At 40.6% G+C, this 16,707-nt stretch carries 16 protein-coding genes and 1 pseudogene; 10 read left to right on the top strand and 7 right to left on the bottom strand.

What is annotated here, in order from left to right; translation table 11 throughout:
• Positions 1–66 precede the first annotated feature (66 nt).
• A complete protein-coding gene (locus tag C9J41_RS01580) occupies positions 67–1,107 on the bottom strand; it encodes a linear amide C-N hydrolase (protein ID WP_107294121.1) in 1,041 nt (346 codons plus the stop codon).
• A 143-nt stretch (positions 1,108–1,250) separates the two neighbouring features.
• Positions 1,251–1,697: a ferric iron uptake transcriptional regulator gene (gene fur / locus C9J41_RS01575; RefSeq protein WP_107205569.1), complete on the bottom strand. Its 447-nt coding sequence runs from the start codon at positions 1,695–1,697 to the stop codon at positions 1,251–1,253.
• A gap of 192 nt (positions 1,698–1,889) precedes the next feature.
• On the opposite strand from fur, the gene C9J41_RS01570 reads away from it, so the two are divergent.
• Positions 1,890–2,375 carry a DUF4442 domain-containing protein gene (locus C9J41_RS01570; protein WP_107245705.1) on the top strand — a complete coding sequence of 162 codons (486 nt, stop codon included), beginning with the start codon at positions 1,890–1,892 and terminating at the stop codon, positions 2,373–2,375.
• 73 nt (positions 2,376–2,448) lie between these two features.
• Here the strand turns inward: C9J41_RS01570 and fldA are convergent, their stop codons facing one another.
• The 3 genes and pseudogenes from fldA to C9J41_RS01555 all read right to left on the bottom strand — a co-directional run bounded on the left by fldA (position 2,449) and on the right by C9J41_RS01555 (position 4,317).
• Entirely contained in the window at positions 2,449–2,976 is a 528-nt protein-coding gene (gene fldA, locus C9J41_RS01565; RefSeq protein WP_107205571.1) for a flavodoxin FldA, read from the bottom strand.
• Positions 2,977–3,169: 193 nt separating this feature from the next.
• Positions 3,170–3,386, bottom strand: a pseudogene (locus tag C9J41_RS21865) (DUF2788 domain-containing protein).
• A 166-nt stretch (positions 3,387–3,552) separates the two neighbouring features.
• A complete protein-coding gene (locus C9J41_RS01555) occupies positions 3,553–4,317 on the bottom strand; it encodes an alpha/beta fold hydrolase (RefSeq protein WP_107294120.1) in 765 nt (254 codons plus the stop codon).
• 104 nt (positions 4,318–4,421) lie between these two features.
• On the opposite strand from C9J41_RS01555, the gene seqA reads away from it, so the two are divergent.
• Together seqA and pgm are read left to right on the top strand one after the other, a co-directional pair.
• On the top strand, positions 4,422–4,967 hold the full coding sequence (gene seqA / locus C9J41_RS01550) for a replication initiation negative regulator SeqA (protein ID WP_107245703.1): 546 nt from the start codon (positions 4,422–4,424) through the stop codon (positions 4,965–4,967).
• Between the two features lie 37 nt (positions 4,968–5,004).
• Positions 5,005–6,651, top strand: a complete 1,647-nt coding sequence (gene pgm, locus C9J41_RS01545; RefSeq protein ID WP_107259387.1) for a phosphoglucomutase (alpha-D-glucose-1,6-bisphosphate-dependent) — start codon at positions 5,005–5,007, stop codon at positions 6,649–6,651.
• A 55-nt stretch (positions 6,652–6,706) separates the two neighbouring features.
• On the opposite strand, the gene C9J41_RS01540 is transcribed toward pgm, so the two are convergent.
• Positions 6,707–7,495, bottom strand: coding sequence for a DUF1853 family protein (locus tag C9J41_RS01540; protein WP_107294119.1), 789 nt, complete (start codon positions 7,493–7,495; stop codon positions 6,707–6,709).
• A gap of 127 nt (positions 7,496–7,622) precedes the next feature.
• Here C9J41_RS01540 and C9J41_RS01535 point away from each other — a divergent pair, with 127 nt between their 5' ends.
• Positions 7,623–7,820 (top strand): DUF2517 family protein, encoded by a 198-nt coding sequence (locus C9J41_RS01535; RefSeq protein ID WP_107205575.1) that lies wholly within the window; start codon positions 7,623–7,625, stop codon positions 7,818–7,820.
• A gap of 155 nt (positions 7,821–7,975) precedes the next feature.
• Complete coding sequence (locus C9J41_RS01530) at positions 7,976–8,734, top strand: Nif3-like dinuclear metal center hexameric protein (protein WP_107205576.1); 759 nt, start codon at positions 7,976–7,978, stop codon at positions 8,732–8,734.
• An 84-nt stretch (positions 8,735–8,818) separates the two neighbouring features.
• Here C9J41_RS01530 and C9J41_RS01525 read toward each other — a convergent pair whose 3' ends face one another.
• Complete coding sequence (locus C9J41_RS01525; protein WP_107205577.1) at positions 8,819–10,108, bottom strand: citrate synthase; 1,290 nt, start codon at positions 10,106–10,108, stop codon at positions 8,819–8,821.
• Positions 10,109–10,498: 390 nt separating this feature from the next.
• On the opposite strand from C9J41_RS01525, the gene sdhC reads away from it, so the two are divergent.
• The 5 genes from sdhC (at position 10,499) to sucA (ending at position 16,686) form a co-directional block, all read left to right on the top strand.
• Positions 10,499–10,900 (top strand): succinate dehydrogenase cytochrome b556 subunit, encoded by a 402-nt coding sequence (sdhC, locus tag C9J41_RS01520; RefSeq protein WP_107205578.1) that lies wholly within the window; start codon positions 10,499–10,501, stop codon positions 10,898–10,900.
• Positions 10,894–11,241: a succinate dehydrogenase, hydrophobic membrane anchor protein gene (gene sdhD / locus C9J41_RS01515; protein ID WP_045148138.1), complete on the top strand. Its 348-nt coding sequence runs from the start codon at positions 10,894–10,896 to the stop codon at positions 11,239–11,241. Before sdhC ends, sdhD begins: the two co-directional genes overlap by 7 nt.
• Complete coding sequence (gene sdhA / locus C9J41_RS01510) at positions 11,242–13,008, top strand: succinate dehydrogenase flavoprotein subunit (protein WP_107205579.1); 1,767 nt, start codon at positions 11,242–11,244, stop codon at positions 13,006–13,008.
• A gap of 15 nt (positions 13,009–13,023) precedes the next feature.
• The gene (locus tag C9J41_RS01505) at positions 13,024–13,737 is read left to right on the top strand and encodes a succinate dehydrogenase iron-sulfur subunit (RefSeq protein WP_005370542.1); all 714 of its coding nucleotides are present in this window, start codon (positions 13,024–13,026) and stop codon (positions 13,735–13,737) included.
• A 117-nt stretch (positions 13,738–13,854) separates the two neighbouring features.
• A complete protein-coding gene (sucA, locus tag C9J41_RS01500; RefSeq protein WP_107205580.1) occupies positions 13,855–16,686 on the top strand; it encodes a 2-oxoglutarate dehydrogenase E1 component in 2,832 nt (943 codons plus the stop codon).
• Positions 16,687–16,707: the final 21 nt, after the last annotated feature.

The following is a 16,707-nucleotide window of genomic DNA, read 5'->3' as shown; positions in this document are numbered from 1 at the left end:
ACCGCATCGCTCTTGTGATGCGGTTTTTTATTAATAGCTATCTAAATCGATGATATAACATGGCTATTAATGTCCAGAGTTAATGACTTGCTCTGTAATATTCCCCGCAAGCTCAGCATTGCTTAATTTGAAGAAAATCATTTTGCCTGATTTTTGAATATCTTGGGTGTTGTATTTAAATTGACTAAATATATCTCCCCATTGATAGCGAACGAAAGTCTCACCTGATTGTAAATGCCTATTTACCGAATACTCTGTTGCGTAACCTGTCATTTTACCGTTAATAGGGCGGTTTGGCGCATCATGAGGAATACGAAACATCGTTGACTCGAGCTTTAAAATGCCATTGATGATGCTCGTTGGTTCTTTTAAGTGCTCTGAAAAATAGGTGGCATGAACGAAACGATCTTCAGGATTAGTGTTACCGCCAGTGCCTAAATTTGTTTGGCTCCATTGTTGATCTTGTTCGCCCCATCCACGTGCAGAACGTTTAATATTCGCAAGGTGTTGGGCATAACCAGGCTGATTTGTCATGACGGTATATTGTTTTCCATGCCAAATTTGAGGTTTGCCCTCACGCCATTCAATAATAGCGCTGTCGCCCGTTGGATCTTGGAAAGATAAATGCAGAGCAATGCGAACAGGAATTCCTTCAATAAATTCTTCGTTAGGGGCAAGTGCGGTGGCTGCTTTTACAACATCATTCACTGTTTTATGTTGCGACAACATATGGCGAAGGTAGGTAATTGCGCCATCGGTTTGTTTATTATTCCCTTTGCCGAGATCCATTCCACCATCATAAAGAATATTACCACTGAGCCCTTGTGAGTTAATACCATCCATTAGAACGCCGTAAGCAGTGATCCCCGTGACAGCAAATTTGGATGTAACAAGGTTCTTATTACTCAGGTGCGTTGTGTATTCTGAACCTTGAGGAAAGTTTGCTAAGTAAGGGTTTGTGGATTCAGACCAATCCATAGTACGAGAAACAAAGACACCATGATCTTCTGTTTGCCAAAGGATACGAGTACAAGCATTTGCGTTAGATATTAGGCTTGAAAGAGATAGGGTGGTGATTAATGCGAGTACTAATGGTTTTACTTTCATCTATAACATCCATATAAAATAGTTGGCATAGATATATAGTAAAAAACACCATTTTGTAATGTGGTTATTTGTAACAATGTTTGAAAGGTGAACTAAGTATCAAATAAAAAAGCCAGTGGAAATACACTGGCTCTTTTAAAGTATTACTTTGGGTCGTGAAGAGTTTCATCTTCGGCGCAATTGCCTTTCATGCAATGACCATATAGATATAGGCTATGATTTGTTAAGCGAACATTGAAGCTTTCTGCAATTTGTTTTTGACGATCTTCGATGATGTCATCTGAAAACTCGATAACTTTACCACAATCTAAACAAACTAGATGATCATGGTGGTGTTGAGTTGATAGTTCGAAAACAGATTTACCACCTTCAAAATGATGTCGTGTGACAATGCCTGCATCATCAAACTGGTTGAGTACGCGATAGACTGTAGCTAGGCCAATTTCTTCGCCAATATCGATAAGTTTTTTGTACAAGTCTTCAGCACTGATGTGTTGGCAATCAGGTTCTTGCAGTACTTCCAAAATTTTAAGGCGTGGAAGAGTAACTTTTAAGCCTGCTTGTTTTAGCGCATGATTATTATCTGACATCAAAATTTCCTATTGGCTATCCGCAAAGGTGTTGCAGTAGTCTTTTTCATTTCTAACTATTATAAGTGACGCAACGATAACAATAAACCTTAAAAGCAGAGGAAACTAGGAGATATGTATAATTTCTAGTGTTTGAATGTATGTAAAATTTATGTAAATATAAACTCATCGTACCAGATGGGGGCTTTCATATTGTTTAACGTTTATAAGCCAAGTGTTGTGAAATGTGCGCTGAATCTATGGCCACCCTTTTGGGGGGCGGGTATTAAGATTATGACGATCAGTGATGATTTTCGATATGTTCGTATAAAATTGAAGCTGCGCTGGTGGAATAAGAATGCAAACCGTACACAGTATGGTGGAAGTATTTTTTCACTTACAGATCCTGTTTATTCTTTGATGTTAATGGGCATACTTGGACGTGAGTATTATGTCTGGGATAAACAAGCAAATATCAACTTTATTCAACCGGGCGATAGTGATTTAACCGCTGATTTTGTGATTTCTGAACAGTGTATTGAAGAGATAAAGCAAGTAACAAAATCTGGTGATAAGTATTTTCCCTCTTTTACGGTCAATGTATTAAATAGTCGAGGGGAGTTAGTTTCTCAAGTTGAGCGAACCTTATATGTAAGGAAAAAACCAGAATATCGAACGGAATCGAATGCGATATCTTGAGTGAAAATATCGCTAAAAAGATGTATAAAAAAACGCGCTTGATAAGCGCGTTTTTTTGATGATCTCAATGCGATTAATCAGCAAGTTCTGCTAAGCACATTTCATCATAAATTTGCTCAACCCATTGCTTAACACGCTGTGCTGTAAGCTCTGGTTGGCGATCTTCATCAATACATAAACCTACGAAGTGGTTGTCATCAACAAGTGCTTTTGAAGCTTCAAACTCAAAGCCTTCTGTTGAGAAGTTACCCACAACAGTTGCACCGCGACCTTCAACGATGTCACGCACAGTACCCATCGCATCACAGAAATATTCTGCGTAATCTTCTTGGTCACCACAACCGAAGATAGCCACAAGTTTAGTTGAAAAATCAACTTGCTCAAGCTCTGGGAAAAAGTCATCCCAATCACACTGTGGTTCACCGTAGTACCAAGTAGGAATACCAAGTAGCAATAGATCAAAGTTGTCGATATCTTCTTTGCTGCTTTTTGCGATATCTTTTACTTCAACTAGCTTGTCACCAAGTTGCTTTTGAATCATTTTAGCGACAGCTTCGGTATTACCTGTGTCGCTACCAAAGAAGAGTCCAACGCTTGCCATAGTAGAGATTACCCGTATATAAATAGTTAACTGCTGCATCGCAGTTTACAGAAATCAGTAGAAACGGTGCAATGATAATTACTGTTTACTGACGTTTTGTATATTTTTTCGTCTAAACGGTAGCATTACCCGCAAGAACTAAGTGTTTAGGTGTTGATATAATCATCATAAGTTACACAATTAACGCTAATAATTAAATCCCAGTATCTTCCCATCTTAGCTGAATAATGCCTTTGGTTATAAATCCAGCACAGCCAGAAATTAGACTAGCCGAACAACTTTTTGTCTAAAAGGATGGACATTACCTTGTTTTAAGACATCTTTTATTGCCATACCGAGAAAGAAAAAATAGTGGTAAAAACAAGATCCAGCCCAATAGATTTAATTAAGTCTATGTATCCATAAAGCATAACAAATCCTTTTGATATATACCCAAGTAACCTCAAAATACTTGGTATTTAAAGTCATTCAGGTATATCCATTTGATGAGACTATAGCATAGTTAAAAAAGTATTTAACATTGTGGTTATGCAATATCTCGTTGTTAATGAGCATGCTAACAACGAGATAAGCATGTTATTTATCAAGGAAGTTTGTGATGATACGGGTCACCGTTTCAGGTTTTTCGGCATGGAGCCAATGTCCAGTATTTGCCACCATATGTGCTTTGGCCTGAGGAAATTGACGCATAATTTCATCGCGATATTTAGGCTCAATATAGTCAGACTCTTGACCTTTAATAAATAATGTTTTGCCTTTGAATGGTTCAACAGCAGGCTGCCAGCCCATAATGGTGCTGTAGTTGGCAATAATTCCATCAACATTAAATCGCCATTGGTAATGTTCACCCTGTTTGGCGAGAGATTTAAGTAAAAATTGTCTAACACTGGCGTCTTCAACATATTGAGCAAGAAACTGTTCGGCCTCACTACGCTTGGTAATGGTATGTTTATTCACTTCTTGTAAACCATTAAACACATTTTGATGCCGATGTGTTTGATAGCTAACCGGAGCCATATCCAATACAACCAAATGTTCTAAGTGATTTGGTGCTAATGCAGCCAATGCCATGGCTACTTTTCCACCCATTGAATGACCAATTACCGAAAATTGATCAATATCTAAGTGGTTGATCACATTCAGCACATCTTGTGCCATATCCTGATAGGTAAAATGATCACTGTGTGGGGACAATCCATGGTTACGAAGATCAACGCTAATTACTTTATAGTTATTTTTCAAATATCTGGCTAAAAGCCCTAGATTAGCAGCACTGCCGAATAAGCCATGGATCAAAATGATCGTTTTTCCATCGCCTTCAACTTGATAATGAAGATTCACTGACTATTTTCTCTAATTAGTTGTGGTATTTACCGTAGAGTATAACCTCGGATCAAGCTATAATCGTAGCCAGATTTTTTAACGGAACGATAATGAATAATACGATGAAGACTATTGAAGTAGACGAAGAACTATATCGTTATATTGCTAGCCAAACTCAACATATTGGTGAAAGTGCTTCTGATATTTTGCGTCGCTTGCTTATGGTGCCTGAAGAGCAACTACTACAGCAGCCTGCTGTGGTAATGCCTGTTCGTCCGAAAGGGATCGTTGTTAGTAAAGATGCTGGCAATGTACCAACGATGGATCGTGTTAAAGAAATGCGAACAGTATTGATCTCTGATGAATTTGCCGCACAAGAAAAAGCAATTGGTCGTTTTATGATGATCTTGTCTTCTTTGTATAGCATTGATGCAGAAGGCTTTGCTGAAGCTGCTGCAATTAAAGGTCGTACCCGCGTTTACTTTGCTCATGATGAAGAAACGTTACTAGCAAGTGGTAAAACGACGAAACCTAAGTCGATTCCATCAACACCATTCTGGGTGATTACAAATACAAATACTGAGCGTAAGCGTCAAATGATTGACCAGCTGATGACTAAGATGGGATTTGGTTCAGACATTATTGATAAGGTATGTGGCGAAATCTAATTGTCAGATATTGAGGTCAAATAACAAGGATAAAACTATGGCTATTCATCCTCGTGCTGGGCAACGAGCTCAGCAAGAAGATATGCATAACATTCCAGCACTTATCGCTAATTATTTTCTTATAGAGCCAAGTGCTCAAGATGTATCGCAGCAAGTAGAGTTTGGTACTTCAGGTCATCGAGGAACAGCAGATAAAGGCACATTTAATCAGCATCATATTTGGGCCATTGCACAAGCCATTGCTGAAGTGCGTGCTGAAAATGGAGTGATGGGGCCACTTTTTTTAGGAAAAGATACCCATGCATTATCAGAGCCTGCTTTTACTTCAACATTAGAAGTACTTGTTGCTAATAATGTTCAAGTTGTTATTCAACAAGGTAAGGGATATACCCCGACACCTGGCATTTCTCACTCTATCCTTTGTTACAACAAAGCACATGATGATAAAGCTGATGGTATTGTTATCACGCCATCACATAATCCACCTCAAGATGGCGGTATTAAATATAATCCTGTCCATGGTGGACCCGCTGAAAGTGAATTAACAACAGCGATTGAACGCCGTGCTAATGAAATCATTGCAAACGGTTTGGTAGATGTTAAGCGTGTATCTATTGTCGACGCTTTAGCTTCACAACTTGTTGTTGAGCAAGATTTAGTTGCACCGTATGTCGCAGATCTTGTAAATGTTATAAATATGGACGCGATTCAAAAATCAGAGCTGAAGTTGGGTGTAGATCCTCTTGGTGGTTCTGGTATTGAATACTGGCGTCAAATTGCCGCATATTATGCGCTAGATCTAACACTTGTTAATGAATCTATTGACCCATCATTTCGTTTTATGTCATTAGATAAAGATGGCGTAGTGCGTATGGACTGTTCATCACCATATGCAATGGCTGGGTTACTGGCGTACAAAGATAATTACGATCTAGCGTTTGGTAACGACCCTGATTACGACCGTCATGGCATCGTAACACCTGCAGGTTTAATGAATCCTAACCATTATCTTGCCGTATGTATTGATTACTTATTCCGTCATCGTAACGATTGGGCTAAGCAAGTTGCAGTGGGTAAAACACTAGTATCTAGTGCGTTGATTGATCGTGTTGTTGCAGCATTAGGCCGCGAACTTGTTGAAGTTCCAGTCGGTTTTAAATGGTTTGTTGATGGCTTATTTAGCGGTAAGTTAGGTTTTGGCGGTGAAGAAAGTGCGGGTGCATCTTTCTTACGTAAAGACGGCACGCCTTGGTCAACAGATAAAGACGGTATTTTACTGTGTTTGTTAGCTGCAGAGATCACTGCTGTAACAGGTAAAACACCGCAAGAATATTACGAAGAGTTAGCAGATAAGTTTGGACGTTCAGAATATTCTCGTTTGCAAGCTGTCGCGAATAAAGAGCAGAAAGCGGTATTAAGTAAGCTTTCTCCCGAAATGGTTTCAGCTGAAACACTAGCTGGTGAACCAATCACCGCACGTCTAACTCATGCGCCAGGTAATGGTGCTGCGATTGGTGGTTTAAAAGTGACGACTGAAAATGGTTGGTTTGCTGCTCGTCCATCGGGTACAGAAGATATTTACAAAATCTATTGTGAAAGCTTTAAGGGCAAAGAACATCTAGCGCTTATTGAGCAAGAAGCACAGGAAATTGTCAGTAAAGTCTTTGCCGACGCAGGTTTATAACCTGTTATATGGATAAAGAAAACGCCCACAATGGGCGTTTTTTTATATATGAAGCTTATGTTCTCAATTCACTATTATGCTTTGGCCAGTGATTCGGAACGATAAACCATACTCTATCTTTTTTATCAACAGCCTGTGTTGGTACCGTGATTTTATTTGGGGAGAGGTACTCATCAAGTTCAGCGAAAGCTGGTGGCGCGATCCACTGTTTTTTCGTCAATACTTTCAAAACTAGATGTGCAGCATCAGACTGATAACACCATAATCCTGTGTTAGCCTTTGGGTTGATAATAATAGTTGAGCCTTGCTGAGGTTCAGGCCAAGCGTGAAATAATCGCCCCTGCATGATGAGTCGACGTTTGGTTGGCTGTTCATCAAAGGTAGTTTTAAATGCATCATGCTCACTCAGTCTGAGTTGATGTTCAATCATTCGATTGGTTTTCTTATCGAGATTGTCTTTAGCATTTGGTCCTGGCCAGCTATTGTTATAGGCGAGATAAAATTTGATGGCGACTTCCCAATGTTCAATTTCATCAGTCCGTAAGTTTTTAACCAGAAAATCAATAGAGCCAACAGTCTGTTTATGCCAATGAAGTTGGACTTCTTCTTCCATCAATTCGTAATGAGGGTGAGAAATAATTAATTGCTGCCATAGCCATTGATAGTAAAACCCTAAGCGGCGATTTCCAGTATAGGGCGCTATGCAGGGAAGTTGTGCGTCGCGATTAAATACCTCAAACCAAGTGTCGTCACAGACATAGTCGTATGATGAGATTAAATTTGGCATATTGAGTGCAGCGAGATAATCCTTCGTTAATTGTTTATCTATTTCTTTTTGTAACATTCTTACATAACTCGCTTGTATATAGGCGTATGACACAATATTGACGAAAAGTTACACGAAAATCTGTAGTAATATTTCATAAACTCGATTAAAGTGGTGACAGATTTAGTCATAAAGAGATTCTGTTATGTACACTCAGTATTCAAAGTTCAATATTACTTTTCGTCGCGTTTTTGTTGTACTAGCAGGACTGCTTTCATTACCTGTTTTACTTTTATTACCTGTCAATAAACGTACGCGTATGGGTAGTTTCTTACATCGCTACTGGGTGCAAACTAGCGCTCAGCCTGTATGGCTTAAAAAAATTGAGCAAGGCTTAAAATAATTTCCATGTAATATTAAAAGCTGCCATTGGCAGCTTTTTTTATACCATTTATTTACTGTTAATACAGAGAAAACTCTTAATATAAAGATAGCTTTAGTAAACTAATATCGTAGTATTAAAAAAGATTTTAGTTATAAGATTAAGGACAACATTAGATGAATAATTTTGCTTTAGAAACCGTACTTAATGAGTTTCTTTCTCCTCACTTGATCAAAGATTATTGTCCTAATGGGTTACAAGTTGAAGGCAAACCCGACGTTAAAAAAATTATTACTGGCGTAACGGCTTGTCAGGCACTGATTGATAGAGCTATTGAAGAGAAAGCCGATGCAATTGTTGTCCACCATGGCTTTTTTTGGAAAGGTGAGCCTGCTGAAATTCGTGGTATGAAATATCGACGTATTAAAGCGTTGATTGAAAATGGGATTAATTTATATGCTTATCATTTGCCATTAGATGTACATACGCAAGTTGGCAATAATGTACAGTTAGCCCAACGTTTAGATTTAGACATCACTGGTGGTTTAGAGTTAGGCAATCCTCGTTCAGTTGCTATTTATGGTGAGTTAGATCAAGCGATCTGTGGTGAGGATTTTGCGGCAAGAATTGCGATGGCACTTCAACGTGAACCATTACATATCGCACCGAGTTCATCTCATTTAATAAAAAAAGTGGGGTGGTGTACTGGTGGCGGGCAAGATTATATTGAATTAGCCGTTCAGCAAGGCTGTGACGCCTTTATTTCGGGTGAAGTATCTGAAAGAACCACGCATATTGCACGCGAATTAGGTATTCATTATTTTGCTGCGGGTCATCACGCCACAGAGCGTTATGGTGTAAAAGCATTAGGTGAATGGTTAGCACAAGAATATAACTTTGATGTGGCGTTTATCGACATCGATAACCCAGTATAGGCTAGCTAGTCTTTTGATAGATGAAATAAAAAAGGTTGAGTATTTAAACTCAACCTTTTTATTTATCATCACTTTCAAGAAAATTTATTCGCGCTCATGAAGAGGCTTAAATTCTCTAAATGATTCACCAGTATAAAGCTGACGAGGTCGACCAATACGATTTGTTGGATCACTGTGCATTTCGTTCCAGTGAGCAATCCAACCAATGGTACGAGACATCGCAAAGATCACCGTAAACATTGATACTGGAATACCAATCGCTTTTAAAATAATACCAGAGTAGAAATCTACGTTAGGGTATAATTTCTTACTGACAAAGTACTCATCAGAAAGCGCAATACGCTCAAGTTCCATTGCAACATCTAGTAATGGATCTTCAATCTTCAGCTCTTCAAGCACTTCATGACAAGCTTCACGCATCACGGTTGCACGAGGGTCGTAGTTTTTGTAAACACGGTGACCAAAGCCCATTAGGCGGAATGGGTCATCTTTATCTTTTGCACGCTCAATGAACTCAGGAATGTTTTCTACAGTTCCGATTTCTTCAAGCATCTTAAGACAAGCTTCATTAGCACCACCATGCGCAGGCCCCCAAAGAGATGCAATACCTGCCGCAATACAAGCAAATGGGTTAGCACCAGAAGAGCCCGCAAGACGAACCGTTGACGTTGAAGCATTCTGCTCGTGATCTGCGTGTAGGGTAAAGATCTTATCCATAGCACGCGCAACGACAGGGCTTACTTCATATTCTTCACAAGGTGTTGCAAACATCATGTGAAGGAAATTTTCCGCGTAATCAAGATCATTACGAGGATAAATAAATGGTTGTCCGATGGTGTACTTATGACACATTGCCGCTAATGTCGGCATCTTAGATAACAATCTAAATGCTGCAATCTCACGGTGTGTATCGTTGTTAATATCAAGAGAGTCATGATAAAACGCAGATAAAGCACCAACAACACCACACATTATAGCCATTGGGTGTGCATCACGACGGAAGCCATGGAAAAAGCTCGCGATTTGTTCATGCACCATGGTATGGCGTGTAACTGTTGTTCTAAACTGCTCGTATTCAGCTCGGGTAGGGACCTCACCGTATAACAAGACAAAACAAACTTCTAAATAGTCTGCGTTATTGGCTAATTGATCAATCGGGAAACCTCTGTGAAGCAAGATTCCTTCTTCGCCATCAATGTATGTAATTTGAGATTCACACGAGGCTGTTGCTAGAAAACCTGGGTCAAATGTAAAAAAGCCGTTTGCACCAAGTTTACGCACATCAATTACATCTTGGCCCTCAGAGCCCCCGATAATCGGCAGTTCGATAGGTGCTTTCCCTTCAACATGAAGAGTAGCTTTCTTATCTGCCATAACAATCTCCTTTGCTATTTTTATAATCCTAATCCGATGCGGATGTGCATTTGTTGTACCGTCAGGCGCAACTTTTGTCAATTATTGTGCTTCTTTGTGTGCGCTTGTTAATAACTTTAAATCAAAAAGTATTAATTTATGAGAATCGTGTTTGACATCATGTAACTGGAATTGTTTTTGAATGTTACGGGGCGTATAGTGAGGCAAGGTCTCTGGTTATACTACCCGCCAGGATTTTACAAACATGTGTCATTTATTTTTAAGAGTTAGGTAATGACGTTTACAACGTCTGCTCAACATAATAATAACCTAATATTGAATTTTTGTTGCACTTGTTTGTTGGCTTGTACGTATATCTCAGAGAATTTAATAAAAAAATAAATTGCTTCAATGGAGCTGAGTGGGCAAACCGTGAAAGTAAAAAAGCCAAGACCTGTCAATCTCGACCTACAAACGATTCGCTTTCCGCTTACTGCGATAGCGTCAATCCTACACCGCGTTTCAGGTGTGATTACATTCGTATCCCTTGCCATCTTGCTGTGGCTGCTAAACCTATCTTTATCTTCTCCTGAAGGTTTTACATCCGCTGTTAGTGTTACTGATAGCTTTTTTGTGAAATTTATCCTGTGGGGAGTATTGACCGCATTGTTTTATCACATTGTTTTAGGTGTCCGTCATTTGTTGATGGATTTAGGTTATTTCGAAGAAATGGACACAGGCATTGCAAGTACCAAAGTTAGTTTTGCAATTGTCGCTGTACTAGCAGTATTTGCAGGAGGCTTAGTATGGTAAATAACGTATCTTCCGTCGGCCGTAATGGTATACACGATTTTATTCTGATCCGCGCTACAGCGATCATTTTGACCCTTTACACCGTATATATGGTTGGTTTCTTTGCGTTTGGCCCTGAGCTAACGTTTGAAACTTGGAGTGCATTCTTCAATCAAATCAGTACCAAAGTTTTTACTATGTTGGCTTTGGTTTCCATTCTTGTACATGCTTGGATTGGTTTGTGGCAAGTGTTAACAGACTACATTAAACCTGCCGTTTTAAGAGTGGGATTGCAGTTTGTTGTTGTAGCAATTCTTTTTGTTTACCTATTTGCGGGTTTCTTTATTGTGTGGGGTGTGTAAGTGAGCATTGCAGTTCGTGAGTTTGATGCCGTTGTTATCGGTGCTGGTGGTGCGGGTATGCGTGCCGCATTACAAATTTCAGAGCAAGGACTAAAATGTGCCTTGCTATCAAAAGTGTTCCCTACGCGCTCTCATACTGTATCTGCGCAGGGCGGTATTACTGTTGCGCTGGGTAATTCACACCCAGATAATTGGCAATGGCATATGTATGACACAGTAAAAGGCTCTGATTACATTGGTGATCAGAATGCTATTGAATACATGTGTCAAAATGGCCCTAAGTCAGTTATTGAATTAGAAAAAATGGGGCTACCGTTTTCGCGTTTTGACAACGGTACTATCTATCAACGCCCATTTGGTGGTCAGTCTAAAGAGTTTGGTGGTGAGCAAGCTGCGCGTACAGCCGCTGCTGCTGACCGTACTGGTCACGCGTTACTTCATACGCTTTATCAGCAAAATATTAAGCATCAAACGACGATTTTTTCTGAGTGGTATGCGTTAGATTTAGTAAAAAACCAAGATGGTGCAATTTTAGGTTGTACTGCTTTGTGTATGGAGACAGGCGAGATTTGTTACTTCAAATCTAAAGCTACTATCCTTGCAACAGGCGGCGCTGGCCGTATTTACGCTTCGACAACAAATGCGCACATTAACACTGGTGACGGTGTTGGTATGGCGCTTCGTGCTGGCGTTCCAATGCAAGATATGGAAATGTGGCAATTCCACCCAACGGGTATTGCTGGCGCGGGTGTACTGGTAACTGAAGGTTGTCGTGGTGAAGGTGGTTATCTTTTAAATAAAGATGGTGAACGCTTCATGGAGCGTTATGCACCTAATGCTAAAGATTTGGCTGGTCGTGATGTGGTTGCACGTTCAATGATGGTTGAGATCCGTGAAGGTCGTGGTTGCGATGGCCCATGGGGACCTCACATTAAATTGAAACTTGATCATTTAGGCAAAGATGTTCTTGAATCGCGTCTACCTGGTATTTGTGAATTATCGCGTACCTTTGCCCATATTGATCCTGTTAAAGAGCCGATTCCAGTTATTCCTACTTGTCATTACATGATGGGTGGGGTACCGACTCAGGTATCAGGCCAAGCCCTTAAACAAACAGCATCTGGTGTTGATCAAGAAGTACAAGGTCTTTTCGCTTGTGGTGAGATCGCATCTGTATCTGTGCATGGTGCTAACCGTTTAGGTGGTAACTCATTACTTGATCTGGTCGTCTTCGGTCGTGCAACGGGTTTACATCTAGGTGAAACGTTGGCTGCACAAACAGAAGCTCGTCCTGCCACAGATTCTGATATAGAAGCCTCTTTAGCCCGTGTTAACCGTTGGAACACTACGCAAAAAGGTGAAGATCCTGTTCAAATTCGTAAAGATCTTCAAAGTTGTATGCAAAACAACTTCTCGGTTTTCCGTGAAGGTGATGCGATGGCAACGGGTCTTACAGAGCTAAAAGAAATTCGTGAACGTTTAAAGCATGCGCGTTTAGATGACACTTCTTCTGAGTTTAATACACAACGTATTGAATGCTTAGAGCTTGAAAACTTAATGGAAACAGCAATGGCAACGGCAGTCGCGGCTAACTACCGTACTGAAAGTCGTGGTGCTCATGCTCGTTTCGACTTCCCTGAACGTGATGATGCTAATTGGTTATGCCACTCTATTTACAACCCTGAGACAGAAGCTATGTCTAAGCGTGATGTAAACATGTCGCCAGTTCATCGTGAAGCTTTCCCGCCGAAAGCACGTACTTACTAAGGGAGGATAGATAAGATGAAACTCAACTTCTCAATATATCGCTATAACCCTGATGTGGATAATGCACCACACATGAAAGGGTATACCTTAGAAGTGCCAGAAGGCTCAGATATGATGGTGCTTGATGCACTTATTCTGTTAAAAGAGCAAGACTCTACGCTGTCTTTCCGTCGTTCATGTCGTGAGGGTGTGTGTGGTTCTGATGGCATTAATATGAACGGTAAAAATGGTTTAGCTTGTATTACACCATTATCAGCTTTAATGGATAAGAGCACGATTGTTATCCGCCCTTTACCGGGATTACCGGTTGTTCGTGATCTGATTATCGACATGGAACAGTTCTACACCAATTATGCAAAAGTAAAACCTTTCTTAATTGATGATGGAGCAGTTCCACCGGCTCGTGAAAACCTCCAAGCGCCTGAAGATCGCGCGCAGTTAGATGGTTTGTACGAATGTATTATGTGTGCATGTTGCTCGACATCATGCCCATCATTTTGGTGGAATCCTGATAAATTTATTGGGCCTGCAGGCTTATTGGCAGCATATCGATGGTTAATTGATAGCCGTGATACAGCAACAGATGAACGATTATCAAATCTTGATGATGCATTTAGTGTTTTTCGTTGCCATGGCATAATGAACTGTGTAAATGTTTGTCCTAAAGGACTAAATCCAACAAAAGCGATTGGTCACATTAAATCAATGCTGCTTAAACGAGCAGTATAAAAAAATAATATCGATATGCCGGTGACGTTAATTCAATGAATGAGTAATTGATCCGGCCTTAATGCTCTGATTAAACAATCGGTGTAAACGGCGATAACTAGTGGTTAAGGGAAAATAATGCAGAACGGCGTTATGAAGGCATGGCTTGAGTCTTCACATTTAGCTGGCGCCAATGCGACTTACGTAGAAGATCTCTACGAGTTGTATCTTAGCGACCCAGAATTAGTTGACGAGCAATGGCGTGATATTTTTGTTGAATTACCGGTAGTCAATGAGACTGCTGTAGAACAACCTCACTCACGTGTTCGTGATTATTTCCGACGTTTAGCGAAAGAAACCAACTTTTTAAGTGCTACCGTCAGTGATCCAGATGTAGATGCGAAACAAGTAAAGGTATTGCAGCTGATTAATGCATACCGCTTCCGTGGGCATCAAAATGCAAAACTTGATCCATTAGGATTATGGCAGCGTGATTTAGTTCCAGATCTTGATCCGGCATTCCATAATCTTACTGATGAAGATTTTAATGAAACATTTAACGTAGGCTCGTTTGCTGTTGGTCAAGAGACCATGAAGCTTTCTGAAATTTATGCTGCGTTAAAGAAAACATACTGTGGCTCTATTGGTGCAGAATACATGCACATTACAGATACTGAGGAAAAGCGTTGGATCCAACAACGTCTTGAATCGGTAATGGGGCACGGTTCCTTCTCACAAGAAGAGCAACTTTCATTTCTTGATGAATTGACCGCAGCTGAAGGTCTTGAGCGTTATTTAGGCGCGAAATTCCCTGGAGCTAAGCGATTCTCATTAGAAGGTGGTGATGCACTTATTCCAATGATGAAAGAGCTGATCCGTCACGCTGGTTCTCAAGGTGTACGCGAAGTTGTTATTGGCATGGCCCACCGTGGTCGCCTAAACATGTTAGTTAATGTATTAGGTAAAAAGCCACAAGACTTATTTGATGAGTTTGCAGGTAAGCACGGCGAAAGCTGGGGTACGGGTGATGTAAAATATCACCAAGGCTTTTCTGCAGATTTTGCTACACCAGGTGGCGATGTTCACCTTGCTCTTGCCTTTAACCCATCTCACCTTGAAATTGTAAACCCAGTTGTTGTGGGTTCTGTCCGCGCTCGTCAAGATCGCTTAGGTGATGATACGGGTTCTAAAGTATTACCTATTACACTCCATGGTGATTCAGCGATTGCTGGACAGGGTGTTGTTGCTGAGACGTTCAATATGTCTCAAGCACGTGGTTATGGTGTTGGCGGTACTATTCGTATTGTCGTCAATAACCAAGTTGGTTTTACGACCTCTAATCCAAATGATACCCGCTCGACAGAATACTGTACTGATATCGCTAAGATGGTGCAGTCACCTATTTTCCACGTTAATGCTGATGATCCTGAAGCGGTTGCTTTTGTAACTCGACTTGCGTTTGATTTCCGTAATGAATTTAAGCGTGATGTTGTTATTGATTTGGTTTGTTACCGTCGTCATGGTCACAATGAAGCGGATGAGCCGAATGCAACTCAGCCTCTTATGTACCAAAAGATCAAAAAGCATCCTACGCCTCGTAAGATTTATGCCGATTACTTAACCGACACTGGCGTGTTTGGTTTAGATACGGCAACAAGCTTAGTCAATGAATATCGTGATGCGTTAGATCGTGGCGAGTGTGTGGTAAAAGAATGGCGTCCAATGCATCTTCATACAGTTGATTGGTCACCGTACTTAGGCCATGACTGGACAGTTGATTGGAATAACAAAGTGCCTGTTGAGCGTTTAAAAGAGTTAGGTGCTCGCCTTTGCCAATATCCAGATAGTCATGTTTTACAGAGCCGTGTTCAAAAGCTATATAACGATCGCGTCGCTATGATTGCGGGTGAAAAAGCGTTTGATTGGGGTATGGCTGAAACATTGGCTTATGCCACATTAGTTGACGAAGGTAATCGTATTCGTATTACAGGCCAAGATTCTGGTCGTGGTACCTTCTTCCATCGTCATGCTGTACTGCATAACCAAGAAGATGCTAGTACTTATGTGCCGTTAGCTAATCTTCACAATGGACAAGGTCCGTTTGAAGTGATCGACTCAGTGTTATCTGAAGAAGCGGTATTAGCCTTTGAATATGGTTACGCAACGGCTGAGCCTAGTGGTTTGACGGTATGGGAAGCGCAATTTGGTGATTTTGCTAATGGTGCTCAAGTTGTGATTGACCAATTCATCAGTTCTGGTGAGCAAAAATGGGGGCGTATGTGTGGTTTAACCATGCTGCTACCACATGGTTATGAAGGTCAAGGCCCAGAGCACTCATCGGCACGTTTAGAGCGTTACTTACAATTGTGTGCAGAGCAAAATATGCAAGTTGTTGTTCCATCAACACCTGCACAGGTTTACCACATGATCCGTCGTCAAGTGGTTCGTCCAATGCGTCGACCATTAATTGTAATGTCGCCAAAATCATTGCTGCGCCATCCGTTATGTACATCTACGTTAGACGATTTAGCTAACGGTACTTTCTTACCTGCGATTGCTGAAGTTGATGATTTAGCACCAAATAAAGTGAAACGTGTGGTTTTCTGTTCAGGTAAAGTTTATTACGATTTACTGGAGCAACGCCGCAAGAATGAACAAGAGGATGTGGCGATTGTTCGTATCGAGCAACTGTACCCATTCCCGAAAGAAGACGTTGAAGCTGCAATTGCTGAATATAAGCACGTAACTGATTTTGTTTGGTGTCAAGAAGAGCCGCAAAACCAAGGCGCGTGGTATTCAAGTCAACATAACTTCTATTCTGCGTTACCAGCAGGTGCGCGTTTAAGTTATGCCGGACGTCCAGCATCAGCCTCACCGGCGGTAGGTTACATGTCGGTGCATTTGAAACAACAAAAAGCACTTATAGAAGACGCTTTAACAATTGCTCCTCAAGAGCAAAATAATAATTAGAACTGGAACAAAAAGGACAAA

The organism is Photobacterium sp. GB-50 (genome assembly GCF_003026755.1).
GTDB lineage: Bacteria > Pseudomonadota > Gammaproteobacteria > Enterobacterales > Vibrionaceae > Photobacterium.
The sequence above is the reverse complement of the archived record's forward strand: the minus strand, read 5'-3'. Positions and strand labels throughout refer to the sequence as shown.

Excerpts from the sequence above, each read along its gene's own strand:
- C9J41_RS01525 (WP_107205577.1), bottom strand. The coding sequence starts at position 10,108 with ATGGCAGATAAGAAAGCTACTCTTCATGTTGAAGGGAAAGCACCTATC.
- C9J41_RS01505 (WP_005370542.1), top strand. The coding sequence starts at position 13,024 with ATGAAACTCAACTTCTCAATATATCGCTATAACCCTGATGTGGATAAT.
- C9J41_RS01540 (WP_107294119.1), bottom strand. The coding sequence starts at position 7,495 with ATGTTACAAAAAGAAATAGATAAACAATTAACGAAGGATTATCTCGCT.
- sdhC (WP_107205578.1), top strand. The coding sequence starts at position 10,499 with ATGGAGCTGAGTGGGCAAACCGTGAAAGTAAAAAAGCCAAGACCTGTC.
- pgm (WP_107259387.1), top strand. The coding sequence starts at position 5,005 with ATGGCTATTCATCCTCGTGCTGGGCAACGAGCTCAGCAAGAAGATATG.
- sucA (WP_107205580.1), top strand. The coding sequence starts at position 13,855 with ATGCAGAACGGCGTTATGAAGGCATGGCTTGAGTCTTCACATTTAGCT.
- fldA (WP_107205571.1), bottom strand. The coding sequence starts at position 2,976 with ATGGCAAGCGTTGGACTCTTCTTTGGTAGCGACACAGGTAATACCGAA.
- sdhD (WP_045148138.1), top strand. The coding sequence starts at position 10,894 with ATGGTAAATAACGTATCTTCCGTCGGCCGTAATGGTATACACGATTTT.
- C9J41_RS01530 (WP_107205576.1), top strand. The coding sequence starts at position 7,976 with ATGAATAATTTTGCTTTAGAAACCGTACTTAATGAGTTTCTTTCTCCT.
- C9J41_RS01535 (WP_107205575.1), top strand. The coding sequence starts at position 7,623 with ATGTACACTCAGTATTCAAAGTTCAATATTACTTTTCGTCGCGTTTTT.
- fur (WP_107205569.1), bottom strand. The coding sequence starts at position 1,697 with ATGTCAGATAATAATCATGCGCTAAAACAAGCAGGCTTAAAAGTTACT.
- C9J41_RS01580 (WP_107294121.1), bottom strand. The coding sequence starts at position 1,107 with ATGAAAGTAAAACCATTAGTACTCGCATTAATCACCACCCTATCTCTT.
- seqA (WP_107245703.1), top strand. The coding sequence starts at position 4,422 with ATGAAGACTATTGAAGTAGACGAAGAACTATATCGTTATATTGCTAGC.